The organism is Pseudomonas sp. 25 R 14, assembly GCF_900004755.1.
Lineage (GTDB): Bacteria > Pseudomonadota > Gammaproteobacteria > Pseudomonadales > Pseudomonadaceae > Aquipseudomonas > Aquipseudomonas brenneri.
The window spans coordinates 270,266-286,454 of record NZ_CVTS01000052.1 but is presented as its reverse complement, the minus strand read 5'-3'; the positions used below and the strand labels follow the sequence as shown (position 1 = coordinate 286,454).

Genomic DNA, 16,189 nt, shown 5'->3' with positions numbered 1-16,189 from the left:
GGCTATAGCCTCAAAATTGGATAGTGATGTGTGGGACTTCGCCGCGGGCGATCTTCAGGACAATGGCCTTTGCCAGTTCTTCGCTGATGTTCATGCCGATCAGGGCCTGCTTGGCTTCGCCCAAGATTTTCGACTTGTGTGCTACGTCAGCCTGGCGCTCCTGCTGCTGGCGCAGGATTTCGTCTGCCGCTGCGTTCGCCCGGGCAACCTCATCTAGTCGAGCCTGCTCCACGGCTTCCTCTTGGCGGCGAATGGCCGCAAGCCGGTCTTGCTCGGCGCGCTGTTCGGCAGCAACACGGCTTGCTTCTGCCTGGGCGGCTGCTGTGCGCGCTTGCTCGGCCTGCAGTTCCAGTTGAAGGCGCTGGCGTTCGGCGGCTGCCTCTGCGTCCAGTGCGGCCTGTGCGGCGGCGCGCTGAGTGGCTGCGGCTTGGTCCAGCAACTCCTGCTCGCGGCGCGCTGCTGCGTCACGTTCGGCCTGCGCCTGCTGCTCGGCCTGGAGTCTGGCTTGTTCGGCGGCTACTCGGGCAATCTCTGCATCGCGGTCGCGCAGGGCCTGGGCCTCTGCCTCGGCACGCAGGCGGACCAGTTCGGCCTGCTCGGCTTCGTACTTTGTGCGCTCGGCCAGCAGGGCGCGCAGCCTTGCAAGTGTCTCGTCCTTCACCTGGGCGGCCTCTGGCAAGAACTCTTCCCAGGCATCGTTGATCTCGACTGCTTCAAGGTCAGCAATAAGTTGTGCTACATGGGCGGCGGCCGGGGTTGCCTCGAAAACGGTCATGTCCTTGATGGACTGGATTTCGTCAACGTGCTTGTCTTTGCGGGCCTGCTCGGCTGCTTCCCAGTCGGTCAGCGGCTTGCGTGTCTCGTCACGCAGTGCGTTCATCGCGTCGACGAACTCTTTCAGCTCGACCTCAACGACCTTTGGCATTTCTTTCAGCCGGCGCAGATAATCCCGGCCCGGCTTCTCGACAGCCACCTTGGAATCGCTGACCTTCTTTGCCAAGGATGCAATGCGAGCGCGACCTTTAGCGGTGGTCAGGTCAGGCACTTGCGAGCTGACTTCTTCCTTCACGGCTTGCAGGAAAGGCTTCAGGCCGTCTTTCACGTAGATCGCCGGGGCATTGGCTTCGCTGATGTCGTCGATGGTTACAGCAAGTTGATTTGCGGACATGACTATCTCTCCGCGCCACCGGAGAGGGGCGCTGTGAAGGGGGTTATTGGGCGGCTTTGGAGGTTTTTAGAATGGGCAAACGTCATCAGGAAGATTTGGCAATGGCTGCCAATGGCTTGGAGCTGATGCGATCCGGCCGCTCATGTCCTCCCAGCGCGGCTCACGGCCCTTTTCTGTCTTGTTGTACATCTGTCTGGCGTAATACATTGTCCTTACTTGATTGCGAACCACCGCAATCACGCACTGCTGGCAGTTGTAATCTGGTAACCCTTCAAGATTTGGTAGGCCATCTTCGACCTTGATCCAATCAGTCATGACAATTTCCTATTGAGTAATGAGCCCGCCGATAGCGGGGCCCAGGAACAGGACGGCGTAGAAGATCAGGCCGGTGATGAAGAAGGCCCAGCGGATGGCGCGGCGCCTGTGCTGCTGGCGGGTGGTCATGGTGCTACCGCCTCGGCCAGGGTGACCTTCTTCCAATCCGGTGGCAGCTTCACGGCTTCGATCTTTCCGCCCTCGTTGGCTTGCAGGATGCTCAGGATCATCTGCTCCGTGCCCTTCGGCACCTTGGCGTGACAGAGCTGTCCGTCCACTTCGATGACGATGCTCACGATTGAGATATTCACATCGCCACCTTGCAAGTCCAGCGGCCCGCACACTTGCAAGGCTGCTCGATCCATTTCACTTCGGCCAAAAGCAAGAAGCCTCGATTTCTCAAGGCTTCCACGATTCCTGTAAATGATCCGGCGATGATGGTCATGATGCCTCTCCTTGCCGGCGCTCGTAGATACGGTGCAGGCGCTCGGTGTAGTGGACATCCTCAGCCGCGTCGATCACGCCAAGGGTGCGGAAGATCAGGATTGCGGTATTGGCTGAGGCCTTGACGGCCACGGGGCTGCACCCTGGGTCGATCACCCTGGCGATGTAGCTTTCAAGCATGCCGACGGCCAGATCGTGCTGGGATGGTTGTGAATAGCTCATGCTGCTTTCCTCCCCGTGCGGCGCTTGCGGGCGTCAATTTCAAACCACAGCGCCTTCTCGATCATCGGGACGTATTCCTTGCTCTCGGCAATCACCGCCAGCTCCATCTGGCACACGTCCATCGGAATGCGGTCGACGTCGTACATGGTCCCGGACAACACGTTGAACGTCAGTTCCCGGCTGCCATTCCGGTACTCGGCTGGCAGAGCTTCCTCGCAAGACGTCACCTCCACCTGGAGGACGTACCCTTCAACTATTACTTCGTAAGTCATGGTCGCCTCCAGGCTTGGTTATTTGGTTGGCGGGGCGGGGAGCGGTTGCCAGTGGGTTACTGGGTATTGGCCGCCGAAGCGCTCTTGGTGGTAGTCGTAATTGATCGTGGCGACTTCGTTACCCTTTGGAGCTGATGGCCTGTAGGTCAGGACGTAGCCGCAAACAGGCAGCCTGTCGCTGCACTTGATCCAATCGCTCATGGCGACCTCCAGTGTTTGGGGTTAGGCGTCTGCGGCAATGTCCGCGAGGATTTGAGCTTTCCGTTTTTCGAAGCGAGCACTCCAGGTTGGTCTGCCATCTACACGCCAGATGGTCGCGCCACGCTTGCGGAGCTTCCGGGCCCGAGCCGGTGAAATCCGATTCCCCCATCCCTCGGTGCGGTAAATGGCTTCCCAGTACTCGACGGTCTCGCGCTTGTCATACTTGTAGTACCGGCTGCTCGGTTTGTTCTCGGAAAGCCAAGCCTCTACCAGCGACCTCGCGACGGTGGTGCCACTGAACACGTAGCAACTTTCCAGCGACTCACGGGTGCCAATGCCGGCATGAAGCGTGGGGACACCAGGATCGCCGCCGCAATCCCAGACCTGGCCTTTGCACTCCAGGGTCGAGCCGTCAGCGAGATTGATGGTGAAGGTGCGGCCCGCAAACGCATCACGGGTGCCCGGCTCAATCTTCATGAAGTCGAAGAAGCCATCGTGGCTCGAAACAAGCAGGTTGCCGGTGCGCTGGTATACACGGCGCGGCATTTCATCTAGCAGCAGGAACAGCTGACCTTGCTTGGTTTTGATCACATCGAGGATCTTTGGCATTCCGGTAACTCCATTCGTTGGTTCACCTGTATTCGTCAACACTCATGCCTCCCGCTGGTTGCCGATGGGCGCGGGGGAGGAGTGCTGACGGGTAGAGGCGCGTAAAAAAGCCCGAACATTGCCCGGGCTTTCGTTGCTCCACATAGACCTCCCTACGTGGCGCGGGGTATGTTTTGGGCGGGACCATCAACGCCAGAACGCCGATAGCCCCGATCTAGAACGCCAGCGCTCACGATGGAAGCGCAATGGACCGGTTGGCAGGCCGTCATCAGGTGGCGGTTCTGGCCGCGCATGGCTGAGCGCTGCGCCGATCAGGAACAGTAGGAGCATGGTGATCTCCGGTTGGTTGATGCGGATGCATCGGGTATCCGCATGTGCGGGCTGCTGCTACCTTTCGGCTCCCTCCCGGCGGGATGTGCAGTGGGCCCCGGGTTGATGCAGAGGCCGGAGCTGATCCCGGCACGACTATTAGCGGCCTTAGTGACACCGGAGTTTCACCGGGGCGAAGGTTTCAGCCGCTTATTCTTGGACTCGCCGTGGCCATCTGGGCGCTTACTCACTTCGCCGGCCACGATTCCCGCGATCCATCAGGTCTTACACTTGCCCATCAGCCTGGGCATTCATCTGCATCGGCCTGCAATCTCAGAGGTCGAAACCTCAGCGCGCCGTATTTGCTGCCTCGTGACAGGCTGGCGGGTAACCGGTATTCACGTTCCGGCGAGATTGCAGGCCGATGCAGCCTCTCCCTATACGAGTCTCCCCAAGGAAAGGATCGGGCCAATTTTCGTCTGGCTGACGTGCAAGGAGAGGGTGGTCAATGATGAAGCGGGCCCCGACCGAAAGGCTTGAAGCAGCAGGCGCATACCGGCACGCCTGTTTCCTGCTCGATTTCAATGCTTCGAGCAGTCTTGCGGTACATGTTTGCAGCTGAGGAAAGTCCGGCGCGATCTGCCTCTTGGGCGGCGCGCATCCATTGCTCAATTGCTTGGTTTGGCGCTGCCAACGTGATTTCCATTTGCATCGCTATCACTCAACTGGTTATGGGCTTCCAAATACCTCCAGGGGGACTAGAGGCATTTGTGAAACAAGATGTCTACCTGAATCAGCAGGGAGCCATCTGCACCCGGTCACGCTACTGGCGTCAGGCCGGGGTGGTTCGTCATAGTTGCTGCGGGTTATTCGATTTCGAGGCGAGCAATAGCAGCCCGGTACGCTACTGCGTTATTGCGCTCAAGCTCGGCCTGTTCGTGATTGCCCTCGACCTCGTTGATTGGCGCGTTCTTCTCGCAAATCTCAGCGCTGATGGTCAGTTGGGCGATTGCTGATGCATGCTTCATGGTGTCTCCTTGCTTGGTTGGACTTAGGAGCCCCGCACAGGCAAGCCGTTCATGCGGGAGTGGGGCGCCGCCAGCGCTCGATAACAACCAATTCTGACGGTGATGCAGGGGGCGGCCTTGCGCCGTGTGGACTCATCCGCATCGGATATAGCTCGAATCCTTCCGAGTGTTGCCCGTCTACGCCGCGACAAAATCCGCTCAGGCTCGGGACAAGGTGGCCACCCTGCTATCACACAGAAGGCCGAGCTATATCCGATACGCTCTCATAGAGAGGATCGGGCAGTTAACGACAGGCTGTCGTGGCGCTGGTTGTCCGTTCAGACGATCTGCGCAATGCCCCATAGGCAGCCCAACAAAGCGCCTACAAGGACTGTCACAGCGAGCCAGGCGGCCCAGGTAAGGTTTGGCATGGCGGGGTTCCTTGGGGTGTGTGGTTGATTTCCCGTCAGGCCCTCTTGCGAAGGCCTGCCAGTGAAATCTGTTGTCTCCACCACGCAACACTTCCGAGTCGTCTCTCACCGGCGTCGCACATTTCGTGTTCGATGCTGTTCCGGTTTGGAAGCGTGGTTTCGCGTACTCACATGTGGGAGTACGGCAGCTACCAGAGGCTGCATGGACGACGGTTTAGCTTTCTCACCACCGGGGTTGCCGGTACGTCGTTGGGTCACGTCAAGTTCATAAAGAGCGTTCGGCGTCTGCCTGGCATCGCTGCCTGTGTTGCGGCGGGTCTTGGTAGGCCCTGGCGAGTCCCTGTTGGGTGACTCGATGGAGTGAATATGTACCAATGGTTCATATTGGTCAAGTACCAAAAGTACATATTTTTATCGAAGGCACAAAAAAGCCCGCTCAGTGGCGGGCTGTTTGGAGGGCGCGATGCGTCAGTCTGGGCCCTGAGCCTTCAGCCTGGCCAGGCCCTGCTTGATGTGACCGGCATTCTCGCCGATGGTGAAGAGTGTGCCGCGCACGTTATCGCCGGCCTCGGCATTGCCTTGGCGCTCCACAAAGAGTGCGAGCTCCATTATGGCGGCCTCCAGGGCGAGCTGGTTCTCGTAGATGCGTTCGAGCATATCGGGGAGGGAGTAGGGCGCGGGCATGGAAAGGCTCCGAGAGAGGAAGCCTATAGCGTAGCAAGGAGGGCAGAAACAAGAAGCCCGGCGATTGGCCGGGCTCACGGAGAGATAAAAACCTCAGCTTGCAAGGGTGAAGACATACTTCAGCGCAACGCCCAGTAGAGCAGAGGCTATAGCTCCGATTACGATAGCTCCACCAAGGTATTTACCCATGGTGACCTTGATGCCGTTAACGTCCTCACCCACTTTTTTGGTATCGGCTTTGATGCTACTAATATCTTTCTCGATGCGCTCAAATCGAGATTCAGAAATCTTTTCCCATGCTTTGTCGCGCTCCGCCTGGGCCGCGAGAAAGCCTGCAAATTTTTCAGACAGTGCTGAATCTCGGGCAACTTGCTCTGCTCTGAACGATTCCTGGCGAATGTCCAGCTCGCGTTGTAATTGAGTATCACGAAGCGCTAGCTCCTTGCGAAAATCTTCAGATCTTCGTTCTTCGGATCGCTCCATTCTGTCGATGCGCTTATCCATCCGCTCTTCAATGGCAGATAAGGTTGAACCGAGTTCTTCGCGAGTGATGTCATTCATGCGCTGAGTATCGCTCAAGTTTTTTTGCTTGTCTGTAGGCGGCTCTTCATCTGCTAGGGCTGGCCTGTTGAATAACACGACTTGATCAAGATGCCCTTTTATATCCTCTGGCGACTGAAATCTACTCGCTGTCATCTTCGGGCGCCCCTTCGAACTCTAACTCTGCTTGCTGCGGATTATCGTCCACCCACTCGCGAACCTTTCTAGCCCAATGCGTACGTATGTACCCGCACTCATTACAATAAATCGCTAACGTGGATAAGTGTGTCGCTGTTGGGCCGTCGCGCAAATTGGTTACAAGACGGTAAGACATCCCATTTGAAGCAGACCCAACAACCGTCCATACCTTGGTCTGGCAGCCAGGGCATGGAGAATCCGTAGTCTTCGCCTCAAGGAACCTGACGAAGTCAGCAATCGATACGGAATATCTGTGAGGTGGTGCGCTTTCGTCCGACATGAGCGTCCTTGATTGATCTGCTAAAAACTGGTGCTACAGCATCCCGCCGCGCCAAACTACGCGCCCGATGATGCGAACTTCGTTTATCTCCCCATCACGCAGCGTCTCGTCGCCGTAGCGCGCCTTGTCCGGGTTGTCGCTGCGAATGATCCAGCCGTCGAAATCCGACTTCACCAGGCGCTTCACGATCGTGCCTTTTGATTCGCTCTGCATGGCGAATATCTGGCCGTCCTTCGGTTCCACTCTGGACTCATCCACCAGCAGCACGTCGCCATCATTGATTGTCGGCTCCATGCTGTGCCCGTTCGCATAGATCACGTCCAGGTTCTTCTGGTTGAGGTTATTCGCACGCAGCCAGGCCGACTTAAACGCCATGACACCGCGGATCTCGACGTGAGGGTTGTCGTCCCCGTCGCCAGTTGATCCGCGCGCTGTCAGTTGCAGGACGCCGGTATAGCCGGATTGATCGTTCAGATCGAAGCTGCGCGGGGGAGTGCGACCCTCAACAATCGCCGGACGCGCAGATTCGCGCATTTCGCCACGACCATATTCCAGCCACTCCACCCGCACGTTAAGAGCTGTGGCCAAGGCGAGCATCTTGGCCCCGCCAGGCATCGATTCACCGTTAAGCCATTTGCTGCAGGCCTTCGGTGTCACTTTCGCCATTTTTGCCAGGCGCACGCCCGCGCCCCACTCAGGAATCCCAGCCTCGGCGAGGGACTGCTTTAAGCGCGCTACGAAAGAATTGCGGATTTCTTCTATTTGAACCATGGGTTCATGTTCTCACGCGCTTGCATGTACTTTCAGTTCCGACATAAGATGTACCGTAAGTTCATATTTGACTCGGAGGCCATATGCGGCCGCTCAAGAAATCGATTGATGATGCTGGTGGTGTTCCTTCCGTGGCGATGGCCTGCGGGAAGACCCCGCGCGCTATCTACAAATGGCTTGTTGCCGACGCGTTGCCGCGCACCGAGTACACCGGCGAAACCCAATACGCCAAGAAAATTGCAGAACTGGCTGCCGCCAACGGCAAGCCGTTCGAACCTGCCTGGCTGCTCGCCGAGGCGCACCCAAAAAAATCAGCTGCATAACCACTTCGAACAACCAAGGAGCCTCACCAATGGCATACGACGACACACGCCACCTGAAAGACCGGGAGATCAAGTCCCGTTATGACGATGAAACCTATGAAGCGTTAAAGGCTGTGGCTCGCCTGCACAAGCTGCAGCTGGCCGTGTTTGTGCGCATGTGCGTCGAGGAGAAGTTGGAAAGCATCGTTGAACCGAATGCTACCGGTAAACACATGCAGGCCTGAAGGCCCTGAAGGAGGCTATGTGCCCGAAACCACGATCTGCCATGGGATCGATGGACGCCTCTACGAGAAGCTTGAACGTTTGGCGAAGGATGCGGGCATGACGCCCGACGAATACGCCGCAAAGCTTGGAGCAGAGCGTTTTTTCGAGAAGACCAGGCCAAGAGGCGCCGGAAAGATCCGGCATCTGCCAACAACAAGGCGAGAGCCGCCGAAGCCCGGAATAGGGCCTGAAAAAGGAGGGCCTGATGAAGACCTCAACCAATAAACCCAAATCGCAGGCACAAAAAAGCCGGGGCGCAATCCCGGCTCTTTTTACAGCGCTTGCAAAAACTGTTTCAACGTGGAGCTGATTATGCATACGTCGAACACTGATGTACAGGCCCTCAATAATCCCGCGCCACGTTTTCTGCAATCGCAAAACGTGGCGCGGACAATGTCATCCGTAGAAATATCCAGGCTGACCAAGAAGCGTCACGACAACGTGAAGCGCCTCATTGAGGACTTGGCCAAGGGCGGATTGGTCCACCCTCAATCTGAGGATGAATGGTCCACGGACAAACTTGGCCGTCCTCGCGCCACCAGGATCTACAGCGTGGGCGAGCGTGACAGCTACGTCATCGTCGCGCAGCTCTCGCCAGAGTTCACCGGAAAGTTGGTTGATCGCTGGCAGTACCTTGAAAAGCAGGCTCAAAAGCCCGAGCTGCCCGCCAGCGTTAAGGTCATTGGGGAGCTGGCGATCATGGAGTGCTTCACCAGACTACTGAAGCCGGCGCCATCAAGCCAAATGATGATGCTGACCAAGATCGCCGCCAATAACGGGCTGGATGCGAAATTCCTCCCCGGCTATGCCATCGACGCCGCTCCAGACGCGACTGGCGGATCTTCCATGGAAACCAAGCCCATCACTGATCTCATCAAAGAAAACGGGATAGCCAGCACGGCCGCGGCCTTCAATCGCTTGTTGGCTGCCAACGGCTTTATCAAGAAGTGCCAGCGCAATAGCACCAAGCGTGGCGTCGTCGACTTCTGGTCGGTGACTGATAAGGGCCTTCGCTACGGCAAGAACCTGACCAGCCCCAACAATCCACGCGAGACCGCACCCCACTGGTACGTCGATCGCTTCCTCGATCTTGCCGGCTTGGTCGGCAAAGGAAGCAAGTAATGGCCGGAGACTGGATCAAAATGCGAATAGACCTTCAGACGCACCCGAAAGTGTTCCGCATGGTGTCCGCATTGCAAGCGGACAGATTGCGGATTATCGGCGGACTGCATGTTGCGTGGAGCATCTTCGATACCCACTCCAGCGATGGCGTGCTGGTTGGTTACACCGTGGATGCGATGGATGCAGTCGTGGGCTGGCCAGGCTTCACGCAGGCGATGATCGACGTGGAGTGGGCGTCAGTTAATGACGGTGGAAGCCTCGTAATGCCTCGCTTTGACGAGCATAACGGGGCTAGCGCCAAGCGCCGCGCCAACGACTCCGAACGCAAGCGAAACGAACGTAAAGGCCATGTCCGCAATTTGTCCGCTTCGGATGCGGACAGTTTGCGGACCAGAGAAGAGAAGAGAAGAGAAGAGAAGAAAGAGCAAGATCAAAAGCAAGGTGCTGGCGCACCCGCGAAGGCTGGGAAGTTCGATCCGTTGACTGCCAAACCGGAGAACGTGTCCGACAAGGCCTGGGCCGACTGGTGCCAGCACCGCAAGGAAATACGCAAGCCGCTGACTGCCAAGAGCTGTGAGCAGCAGGCCAAGGCCTTGGTGGGCCATTCAGCCCCCGATCAGGTGCTGGCTACCTCCATCAGCAATGGATGGACTGGAATCTTCCCAGACAAGCTGTCGACCAACGTCCACCAATTCCCGCAATCGCGCCACACCGGTTTTGACAGCCGAGACTACAAGGCCGGTCTAACGCCTCGAGGGGATGGCACCTATGACTTCTAGCCCGAAGCAAGTCGACCTGACCATCAACGACATCGAGCGCCGGTTTGGCGTTATCGGCAAGCAGCCAGCAACCTGTCCGCAGCACGGTGAATACGCGTCCGTCATCCGCAAGAGCGCTGATAGGGCGTCTGGATGCCCGGATTGCGCTGCCAAAGCTCAGCAGGAGCGCGATGAGGCCGAACAGCAAGCGACGTATGCCCGAATCGTTGAGCAGCGCCTGGAGCGCAAGCTGGGGGCTTCCCTGATCCCAAAAAGATTCATGGGTAAGAACTTTTCAGACTTTGTTGCTGAAACCGAAGGTCAGAAGGCGAACCTTGCCAAGTGCGTTGAGTACGCAGAGGCGTTCCCGCAGCACTTGGAGGATGGTCGCTGCATCGTCATGACCGGCACCCCAGGCACTGGGAAGACGCATCTTGCCGCTGCCATCGCCGGGCACGTCATCGTCAACCACAACGCCACCGCTGTGTACCGCACCGTCGGCGGCCTGTTGCAGTTCATCAAGGGCAGCTACGGCGACCGTGCCGAATACACCGAGTCAGAGGCATTCGCCAGTCTGGTGGAGCCGTCCCTGCTGATCATCGACGAAGTTGGTGCCACCAAACCGACCGAGTTTGAGCTGGCCACCTTGTTCGCTGTGATCAACGGCCGGTATGAGGCGCAGCTACCCACCATCGTGATTTCCAACATTGACGCCAAGGAGCTGGGCGCGGTGCTGGGAGATCGCAGCGTGGACCGATTGAGGGAAGGGCGCGGGATTGGCCTGGTATTCGAAGGCGCCTCAGAGCGCAGCAAGCGGAGGGCTTCCTGATGAAACGAGCAAACCCAGCCCAGCTACGCCAATCCCTTGAGATGGCAAACACCATGGTCAAGCACGGCATTCGTTTCGTGTGCATGCCGGTGGTGGATGAGGCGGACTTAGCCAATCTCGCCAGCCAGGCCGCTGAGCGCTTTGAGCGCCTGGCGTTGATCGCAGAAGCAGCGGAGAAGCGGGTATGAGCCTTCTATCTGAAAATGAAATTCGCATCAAGAAGGACTGGCAGATGGCAGCGATAACGACTGTCGATGAAGCTCGTTATATTAAAATTGCCCGATACCTTGGGGAGCTTCCCGCCACGACCACCTACATGGTTTCTCTCCACTTGCGGGAGAGCTGCGATCTGGTTCGTCGCGACCTGAGGCGTATGGAGAAGCACGGCTACGTGGTTGCTGACAGCAACGGCTCGAACAATATCTGCTGGAGCCTGAAGCCATGAATCTGTCAGCAGAAAACATCCGGGCAATCCGCGAGCTGGTGCGAAGTGGATATCCGCTCAAGGCGCGCGACGCCAAGGACTTGCTGGGTCACAACGACCACCTGGTCGAGCTACTGGAAGCCCGCAGCCGTTTGATGCTCGGCGTTGAGATCGAGCGCGACCAGCTACTTTCCGAAGTCGCGGGCCTCAAGACCGGCTACGAAGCCTACGAGCGGGTGAATGCTGAGCTTAAGGCTGAGAACGAACGCCTGCGCCAGATTGTTAGCGATAGCGCGACCTCCTGCGGTGCTGCCGTTTCGGTCGAATGCTCCCTGGACTTCATGGCGCACCTGCCGGTCGAGATATTTTCGGTCATCTCAAAGCTGCGCAATGCGCTGATGGAGTGCACCAACTCTTTGCAAGGGGAAATGCTCCAGAAGTTCGGAGGCCAACTGCAGGAAGACATGCACCCTGTGACCCGCCGGGAGTACGACCGCGATATGGCGGAGGTGGCCGGGTATCGCGCCGCCCTGGGCCAGGGAGAGCAGTCATGAAGCCTCTTGACGAGAAAGTACTCGCTCACCTTCGTGGAATCAACGGCTCCACCGCCTGGGCCATGCACAGCGGCCTCGGCTCAACCCGCGAGGAAGTCAGCAAGGCGTGCCAGCGCTTGAAGCGCAAGGGTCTCGTTAAAACCTCGGAAGGCCAATCGACCTACTGGCAGGCGGTGAAGTCATGACCAACGTCATCCACAAGCCGCGCCACTTCTGGACCTCTGGCCCATCCCGCGTTCGGGAGGTGCTGCGGCTCGCCTACCTGTTCGCAACGGAGCTGTCCGCCGCCGGCGCAGTCGAGATCATCGTCCGCCCTGTGAAGTCACGCCGCACCCTGGAGCAGAACGCAAAGCTCTGGGCAATGCTGGGCGACATATCCCGCCAGGTTGAATGGCCGGTCAATGGAGTGATGCAGAAGCTCGACAGCGAGGACTGGAAGGCCCTCATGACCGCAGCAGCACGCCAGGAGATCCGCATGGCCCAGGGCATCAACGGTGGCGTGGTGATGCTGGGAGTCAGCACAAAGCGCATGACCGTAGCCGAACTGGGCGACGTGATCGAATGCATGTACGCCTTCGGCGCCGACAAGGGCGTCACCTGGAGCGAGCCGAAAGGGCAGATGCCAGAGCAATGGGAGGCTGCGGCATGAGCCAGATAAAGCGATTTGAGATGAACACTGCCGGCCGAGATTTCGCGGTTGGTGACATTCACGGTCACTTCACCAAGCTACAGGCCGCGCTTGATGCGTCCGGGTTCGATCCTGCAGTTGACCGGCTCTTCAGCGTTGGCGACTTGGTTGATCGCGGGCCTGAGTCGCTTGATGTGGATGAGTGGGTTCTACGTAAGCCTTGGTTCCATGCCGTGCGTGGCAACCACGAACAAATGACGGTCGATTCCCATGCTGCCGGCCGCACCAGCGATGAATGCGGCATGCACTTCATCAACGGCGGCCAATGGTTTTACGGCCTCTCCAGCGTGGAGCAGGGCTGTTACGCAAGCATCCTGCAAGACCTTCCCCTTGTGATCGAGGTTGAAACGGCTCGGGGCATCATTGGCATCGTTCATGCCGACGTGCCACGCGGTAGCTGGTCAGAGATGATTTGTGCGCTTGATGGCCCGGCAGCGGAGGCCGAGCACATCGCTGCGATGCTTCAGTGGTCCAGGAAGCGCATTACCGACGAAAACAAAGGCGGCGTGGCCGGCGTAAGGGCTGTGATTGTAGGGCATACCCCTCTGCGGCAGCCCGCGATTCTCGGCAATGTCTATCACATCGATACCGGTGGATGGATGGACGGGCACTTCACTCTGCTGAACCTCCAGACACTCGAATGCATCCCGCCAGTTAACCCAAGGCTGCACTGGGATTGGGAGGCGAAGGCATGAAGCGCACCCCACTACAGCGCAGGACCCCGCTCACGTCCGGCGGTGCACGTCGCAAGCGTTGCCCATCGTGCCGGGTGATGTTCACTCCAGCCCGCGCCGCGCAAGCCGTGTGTGGAGAGATCGAGTGCGCCATCGCCTACGGAAAATCAGAAAAAGGCCAGGCGAACGCTAAGAAGGCCCTGGCGGATTTGGGTCGCCGCGACATCAAGCTCCGCAAGGAGAAGCTGAAGAGCAGGGCGGATCACCTGCGTGAAGCCCAAGCGGCCGTGAACGAGTACGTCCGCCTGCGTGACGCTCACCTGCCGTGCATCAGCTGCGACTCGACGCCCAATGACAACGACCTCATGACTGGCAGCCGCTGGGACGCTGGGCACTACCGATCCGTTGGTGCCTGCCCAGAGCTGCGCTTTGAGCCGCTGAACATCCATCGCCAGTGTGTGAAGTGCAACCGCAACCTTTCCGGAAACTCCGTGGAGTACCGAATCCGCCTGGTCCAGCGCATCGGCGCCGAGAAGGTGGCCTGGCTGGAAGGCCTGCACCCGCCATGCAAGTACACCGTGGAAGAGATCAAGGTCATCAAGGCCGAATACCGCGCAAAGACCAGAGAACTCAAGAAGGGGCAGGCAGCATGACCTATCGCAACGTTGTTTCAGCAGTAGTTCGCGCCCTTGCGGCCGAGACGATTAATTCCGCAGGCGGCTGCGACTTTGAGCCAAAGGTGCAGTGCGCCAAGCAGAAGGGGGAGATTGTTGGCAAGGAGGCTGCATTCTTGACCGACTGCTGGGTGTTCGGGCGGCTACACAAGGCGCTGTCTGCCGAGCACTGGCGCGCCCTGGTGGCGAAGTTCTCCACGCATACCGAGCGCAAGCACGCGGCAATTGCGGAACTAACCCGTGTTATGCGTTCACCGGCGCCGGAACGGTTCCTGCACTGCGCTGTGGTTACATGGGCCTTGCCTCGACTGCCAGGTGTGGACGGCAAGCGGTCTACCAATGTCCTGCCGGCCGGATGGTACGAGATGGATAACTGGTCGAACGAGCCGCATCCGATCAAGACCCAAGAGCGGTGGAGACGGGATATTCGCAAGGCGCTGGAGAGCGGCGTAGACCGGGCCCTGGTGGAGGCTCAGCACATTCTTGAGCAAGAAGGCCTTGTGATATCAGAAGTAGCTTGACGTGCACTGATCCAATGAGCCATTATCCACCCATCCTGTCGTACTTGCGCATGTAGGTGATGAAAGAGACAAACAAACCCGGCCACCGCGCCGGGTTTTTTATTGCCCAAATAACCCCGCCGAAAGGAATGCCGAATGATGAAGCGAATGTCCGCTTACCTGGGCTTGGCGCTTGCCGCCTGCCTGTCCTGTTTCTCCCTCTCGGCACTCGCCGAGCCAGTTGCATATGCCTATCGCTCCGCCGTGATGCTGGCCGATCTGCCAAGCGCCGGCGTGAAGCGCCTGGAGCTGACCCTGGCCATGTGGCGAACGGGTAGCCAGACCACTGATGAAAGTTTGGCTTCCAACCTGCGCGCATCCAGCAACCACTTCGTAATGGCCTCGGCCAAGCCTGCTCCCGATGGCGTTGGTTTGGTCCCCTGCTGAATACGCCTGGAAGCAATGGAAAAAGCCCGGACATATGCGCCGGGCTTTTTTGTACCTCCGAGGAAAGCCGCTACCGAAGTGGACGCTTTCCCGGATGTACCAAACCTATGCAGGCGAAAGACCGGAAAGACCCTCCTGCTCATTCGATACAGAGGATCTACCGATGACGCATATCACCCGCTGCAAAATGACTCTCCGCTCAAAAGGGCCTGTTCAGGGCTCGACGGAATCGCTGACCCGCCTGCACTTCGGCGCGGTGTGGTCGGCCAACCCGGCGGAAGAGGATGCGATCTACGGCAAGTACACCCCATACGGCGAATACACCGTAAACGTGGCCGCAGATCGCGCTGAGCATTTCGAAGAAGGGAAGGACTACTACTTCGACATCACCCCAGCATTCTGATTTTAACTGCAGCCAGGGCAGCCCTCGGGAGGCCTGGACGCTGATAAGCCGGTAGTGCAGCGCTACGGAAAAACACCGGCAGCCCGCGCACCCTGACCTCACTGTGCTTACAGGGTGGCGCGAGACAAGAGCGGCGCGATCGATGCATAGGGGCGTCGACGCCGGGATCGTCTTTGGCTGACTGCGGGAAAGACCGCGCACCTATTCAGGGCCTCAGCATTCGCTGGGGCTTTTCTCGTTCTGAGGCTCCGAAAATGTCCCGCACGATCCAATCCAGCAACTACGTGCCGGGCGTTTCCGGCTGGAAATTCAACGAGGTCACCGGCGAGTTCGAGATTCATAGTTCTGACGCATCTACCAGCGCCGAGCCTCGGCTTATCAGTGTGACTGCGGGCTCTTGGTCGGATTACGGCCTCCCGTCAAATGCCGTTGAGTACCACACCTTCATCGGTGCGGAGCTGGATAAGATCCCGGCCGAGTGCCGCGCTAGTGCTGATATCACAACCGAGGATATCTCGTTTGATCGTGACGGCTCGGATGTTCGTACAACGCTGACCTATGAGCGCTTCGAGACTTGCGAAGAGGTCGCGGATCGTATCGAAAAGGCTTCGGTGTCCGCTCAGGTGAATGGCTTGGTTGGTGGTGGTTTCAGCATCTTCCATAACGGCCAGATTCGCGTTCGACTTGGAAGTCTTGAAGGGCCAAGCCCTTTCGTTGTCGCCGACGGCAAGGTGTATTTGCGCGATGACCTGGTGAAGGAGGCGTCGATAGCCAAAGCCAAGGTCGCGAGTGAGTGGTCGGTCCGGGTTGAGCTGTCTCCGACAGGCCAGCCGTATGCTGCTGGGTTCGGCATCGGCATCGGCACGGCGAGCGAGATCAAGCCTGACATCATCGTGAAGGCATCCCACATGGAAATCCTGCCTGATGGTCTGGTAAAGATCACTCAGGCGCCGAGGATGCCCTGAACGCAAGCCTATTTAGGGCCTCGCCATCGTGCGGGGCTTTTTCGTTTTCGGCTCCACCACACCCATTGCTCCGAGCTGGGAGTGCTGTGTGAGCCGATTCAATTCCGCAGGTC

General features: G+C 58.4%; 31 protein-coding genes. 17 read left to right on the top strand and 14 right to left on the bottom strand.

Annotated elements, in window-relative coordinates; translation table 11 throughout:
- Positions 1 to 10: 10 nt before the first annotated feature.
- From BFQ03_RS19900 to BFQ03_RS19855, 14 genes are all read right to left on the bottom strand, one after another.
- Positions 11 to 1,168: a coiled-coil domain-containing protein gene (locus BFQ03_RS19900; RefSeq protein WP_065943832.1), complete on the bottom strand. Its 1,158-nt coding sequence runs from the start codon at positions 1,166 to 1,168 to the stop codon at positions 11 to 13.
- 66 nt (positions 1,169 to 1,234) lie between these two features.
- On the bottom strand, positions 1,235 to 1,483 hold the full coding sequence (locus tag BFQ03_RS19895) for a DUF551 domain-containing protein (protein WP_065943831.1): 249 nt from the start codon (positions 1,481 to 1,483) through the stop codon (positions 1,235 to 1,237).
- Positions 1,484 to 1,608: 125 nt separating this feature from the next.
- The gene (locus BFQ03_RS19890) at positions 1,609 to 1,794 is read right to left on the bottom strand and encodes a hypothetical protein (protein WP_139115711.1); all 186 of its coding nucleotides are present in this window, start codon (positions 1,792 to 1,794) and stop codon (positions 1,609 to 1,611) included.
- A complete protein-coding gene (locus tag BFQ03_RS30325; RefSeq protein WP_162947723.1) occupies positions 1,791 to 1,928 on the bottom strand; it encodes a hypothetical protein in 138 nt (45 codons plus the stop codon). The genes BFQ03_RS19890 and BFQ03_RS30325 overlap by 4 nt, the downstream gene beginning before the upstream one ends.
- Complete coding sequence (locus BFQ03_RS19885) at positions 1,925 to 2,149, bottom strand: hypothetical protein (protein WP_065943829.1); 225 nt, start codon at positions 2,147 to 2,149, stop codon at positions 1,925 to 1,927. Before BFQ03_RS19885 ends, BFQ03_RS30325 begins: the two co-directional genes overlap by 4 nt.
- On the bottom strand, positions 2,146 to 2,421 hold the full coding sequence (locus BFQ03_RS19880) for a hypothetical protein (RefSeq protein ID WP_065943828.1): 276 nt from the start codon (positions 2,419 to 2,421) through the stop codon (positions 2,146 to 2,148). Before BFQ03_RS19880 ends, BFQ03_RS19885 begins: the two co-directional genes overlap by 4 nt.
- Before the next feature lie 18 nt (positions 2,422 to 2,439).
- Entirely contained in the window at positions 2,440 to 2,622 is a 183-nt protein-coding gene (locus BFQ03_RS19875) for a DUF551 domain-containing protein (RefSeq protein WP_065943827.1), read from the bottom strand.
- A 21-nt stretch (positions 2,623 to 2,643) separates the two neighbouring features.
- Positions 2,644 to 3,231, bottom strand: a complete 588-nt coding sequence (locus BFQ03_RS19870) for a hypothetical protein (protein ID WP_065943826.1) — start codon at positions 3,229 to 3,231, stop codon at positions 2,644 to 2,646.
- A gap of 186 nt (positions 3,232 to 3,417) precedes the next feature.
- On the bottom strand, positions 3,418 to 3,561 hold the full coding sequence (locus BFQ03_RS30320; protein ID WP_158619143.1) for a hypothetical protein: 144 nt from the start codon (positions 3,559 to 3,561) through the stop codon (positions 3,418 to 3,420).
- 484 nt (positions 3,562 to 4,045) lie between these two features.
- Entirely contained in the window at positions 4,046 to 4,246 is a 201-nt protein-coding gene (locus BFQ03_RS29935; protein WP_175403909.1) for a hypothetical protein, read from the bottom strand.
- 160 nt (positions 4,247 to 4,406) lie between these two features.
- A complete protein-coding gene (locus tag BFQ03_RS30315) occupies positions 4,407 to 4,568 on the bottom strand; it encodes a hypothetical protein (protein WP_169877739.1) in 162 nt (53 codons plus the stop codon).
- Positions 4,569 to 5,446: 878 nt separating this feature from the next.
- Positions 5,447 to 5,662, bottom strand: a complete 216-nt coding sequence (locus BFQ03_RS19865; RefSeq protein WP_060765643.1) for a hypothetical protein — start codon at positions 5,660 to 5,662, stop codon at positions 5,447 to 5,449.
- Between the two features lie 93 nt (positions 5,663 to 5,755).
- Positions 5,756 to 6,223, bottom strand: a complete 468-nt coding sequence (locus BFQ03_RS19860) for a hypothetical protein (protein WP_139115709.1) — start codon at positions 6,221 to 6,223, stop codon at positions 5,756 to 5,758.
- Positions 6,224 to 6,713: 490 nt separating this feature from the next.
- Positions 6,714 to 7,451, bottom strand: a complete 738-nt coding sequence (locus BFQ03_RS19855; RefSeq protein ID WP_083204872.1) for a S24 family peptidase — start codon at positions 7,449 to 7,451, stop codon at positions 6,714 to 6,716.
- Between the two features lie 83 nt (positions 7,452 to 7,534).
- On the opposite strand from BFQ03_RS19855, the gene BFQ03_RS19850 reads away from it, so the two are divergent.
- The 17 genes from BFQ03_RS19850 to BFQ03_RS19770 all read left to right on the top strand — a co-directional run bounded on the left by BFQ03_RS19850 (position 7,535) and on the right by BFQ03_RS19770 (position 16,076).
- Positions 7,535 to 7,774 (top strand): helix-turn-helix domain-containing protein, encoded by a 240-nt coding sequence (locus tag BFQ03_RS19850; protein WP_057978881.1) that lies wholly within the window; start codon positions 7,535 to 7,537, stop codon positions 7,772 to 7,774.
- Between the two features lie 29 nt (positions 7,775 to 7,803).
- Positions 7,804 to 7,998, top strand: a complete 195-nt coding sequence (locus tag BFQ03_RS19845) for a hypothetical protein (RefSeq protein WP_040267807.1) — start codon at positions 7,804 to 7,806, stop codon at positions 7,996 to 7,998.
- A 19-nt stretch (positions 7,999 to 8,017) separates the two neighbouring features.
- Positions 8,018 to 8,263, top strand: coding sequence for a hypothetical protein (locus tag BFQ03_RS19840; RefSeq protein ID WP_065943824.1), 246 nt, complete (start codon positions 8,018 to 8,020; stop codon positions 8,261 to 8,263).
- Positions 8,264 to 8,350: 87 nt separating this feature from the next.
- Entirely contained in the window at positions 8,351 to 9,160 is an 810-nt protein-coding gene (locus BFQ03_RS19835) for a Rha family transcriptional regulator (protein ID WP_065943823.1), read from the top strand.
- Positions 9,160 to 9,939 carry a hypothetical protein gene (locus BFQ03_RS30760; protein ID WP_065943822.1) on the top strand — a complete coding sequence of 260 codons (780 nt, stop codon included), beginning with the start codon at positions 9,160 to 9,162 and terminating at the stop codon, positions 9,937 to 9,939. Before BFQ03_RS19835 ends, BFQ03_RS30760 begins: the two co-directional genes overlap by 1 nt.
- Positions 9,929 to 10,747: an ATP-binding protein gene (locus BFQ03_RS19825; protein ID WP_065943821.1), complete on the top strand. Its 819-nt coding sequence runs from the start codon at positions 9,929 to 9,931 to the stop codon at positions 10,745 to 10,747. The genes BFQ03_RS30760 and BFQ03_RS19825 overlap by 11 nt, the downstream gene beginning before the upstream one ends.
- Positions 10,747 to 10,935: a DUF1382 family protein gene (locus BFQ03_RS19820; protein WP_065943820.1), complete on the top strand. Its 189-nt coding sequence runs from the start codon at positions 10,747 to 10,749 to the stop codon at positions 10,933 to 10,935. Before BFQ03_RS19825 ends, BFQ03_RS19820 begins: the two co-directional genes overlap by 1 nt.
- Positions 10,932 to 11,192 (top strand): hypothetical protein, encoded by a 261-nt coding sequence (locus tag BFQ03_RS19815; RefSeq protein WP_065943819.1) that lies wholly within the window; start codon positions 10,932 to 10,934, stop codon positions 11,190 to 11,192. Before BFQ03_RS19820 ends, BFQ03_RS19815 begins: the two co-directional genes overlap by 4 nt.
- Positions 11,189 to 11,725: a hypothetical protein gene (locus BFQ03_RS19810; RefSeq protein WP_065943818.1), complete on the top strand. Its 537-nt coding sequence runs from the start codon at positions 11,189 to 11,191 to the stop codon at positions 11,723 to 11,725. The genes BFQ03_RS19815 and BFQ03_RS19810 overlap by 4 nt, the downstream gene beginning before the upstream one ends.
- Entirely contained in the window at positions 11,722 to 11,910 is a 189-nt protein-coding gene (locus BFQ03_RS19805; RefSeq protein ID WP_065943817.1) for a helix-turn-helix domain-containing protein, read from the top strand. The genes BFQ03_RS19810 and BFQ03_RS19805 overlap by 4 nt, the downstream gene beginning before the upstream one ends.
- Complete coding sequence (locus tag BFQ03_RS19800; RefSeq protein WP_065943816.1) at positions 11,907 to 12,374, top strand: recombination protein NinB; 468 nt, start codon at positions 11,907 to 11,909, stop codon at positions 12,372 to 12,374. The genes BFQ03_RS19805 and BFQ03_RS19800 overlap by 4 nt, the downstream gene beginning before the upstream one ends.
- Positions 12,371 to 13,108: a metallophosphoesterase gene (locus BFQ03_RS19795; RefSeq protein ID WP_065943815.1), complete on the top strand. Its 738-nt coding sequence runs from the start codon at positions 12,371 to 12,373 to the stop codon at positions 13,106 to 13,108. The genes BFQ03_RS19800 and BFQ03_RS19795 overlap by 4 nt, the downstream gene beginning before the upstream one ends.
- Positions 13,105 to 13,740 (top strand): recombination protein NinG, encoded by a 636-nt coding sequence (locus tag BFQ03_RS19790; protein WP_065943814.1) that lies wholly within the window; start codon positions 13,105 to 13,107, stop codon positions 13,738 to 13,740. The genes BFQ03_RS19795 and BFQ03_RS19790 overlap by 4 nt, the downstream gene beginning before the upstream one ends.
- Complete coding sequence (locus BFQ03_RS19785; protein WP_065943813.1) at positions 13,737 to 14,282, top strand: hypothetical protein; 546 nt, start codon at positions 13,737 to 13,739, stop codon at positions 14,280 to 14,282. Before BFQ03_RS19790 ends, BFQ03_RS19785 begins: the two co-directional genes overlap by 4 nt.
- 135 nt (positions 14,283 to 14,417) lie before the next feature.
- Entirely contained in the window at positions 14,418 to 14,708 is a 291-nt protein-coding gene (locus tag BFQ03_RS19780; RefSeq protein WP_065943812.1) for a hypothetical protein, read from the top strand.
- 163 nt (positions 14,709 to 14,871) lie between these two features.
- A complete protein-coding gene (locus BFQ03_RS19775; protein ID WP_065943811.1) occupies positions 14,872 to 15,111 on the top strand; it encodes a hypothetical protein in 240 nt (79 codons plus the stop codon).
- Between the two features lie 254 nt (positions 15,112 to 15,365).
- On the top strand, positions 15,366 to 16,076 hold the full coding sequence (locus BFQ03_RS19770; RefSeq protein ID WP_065943810.1) for a DUF1983 domain-containing protein: 711 nt from the start codon (positions 15,366 to 15,368) through the stop codon (positions 16,074 to 16,076).
- Positions 16,077 to 16,189: the final 113 nt, after the last annotated feature.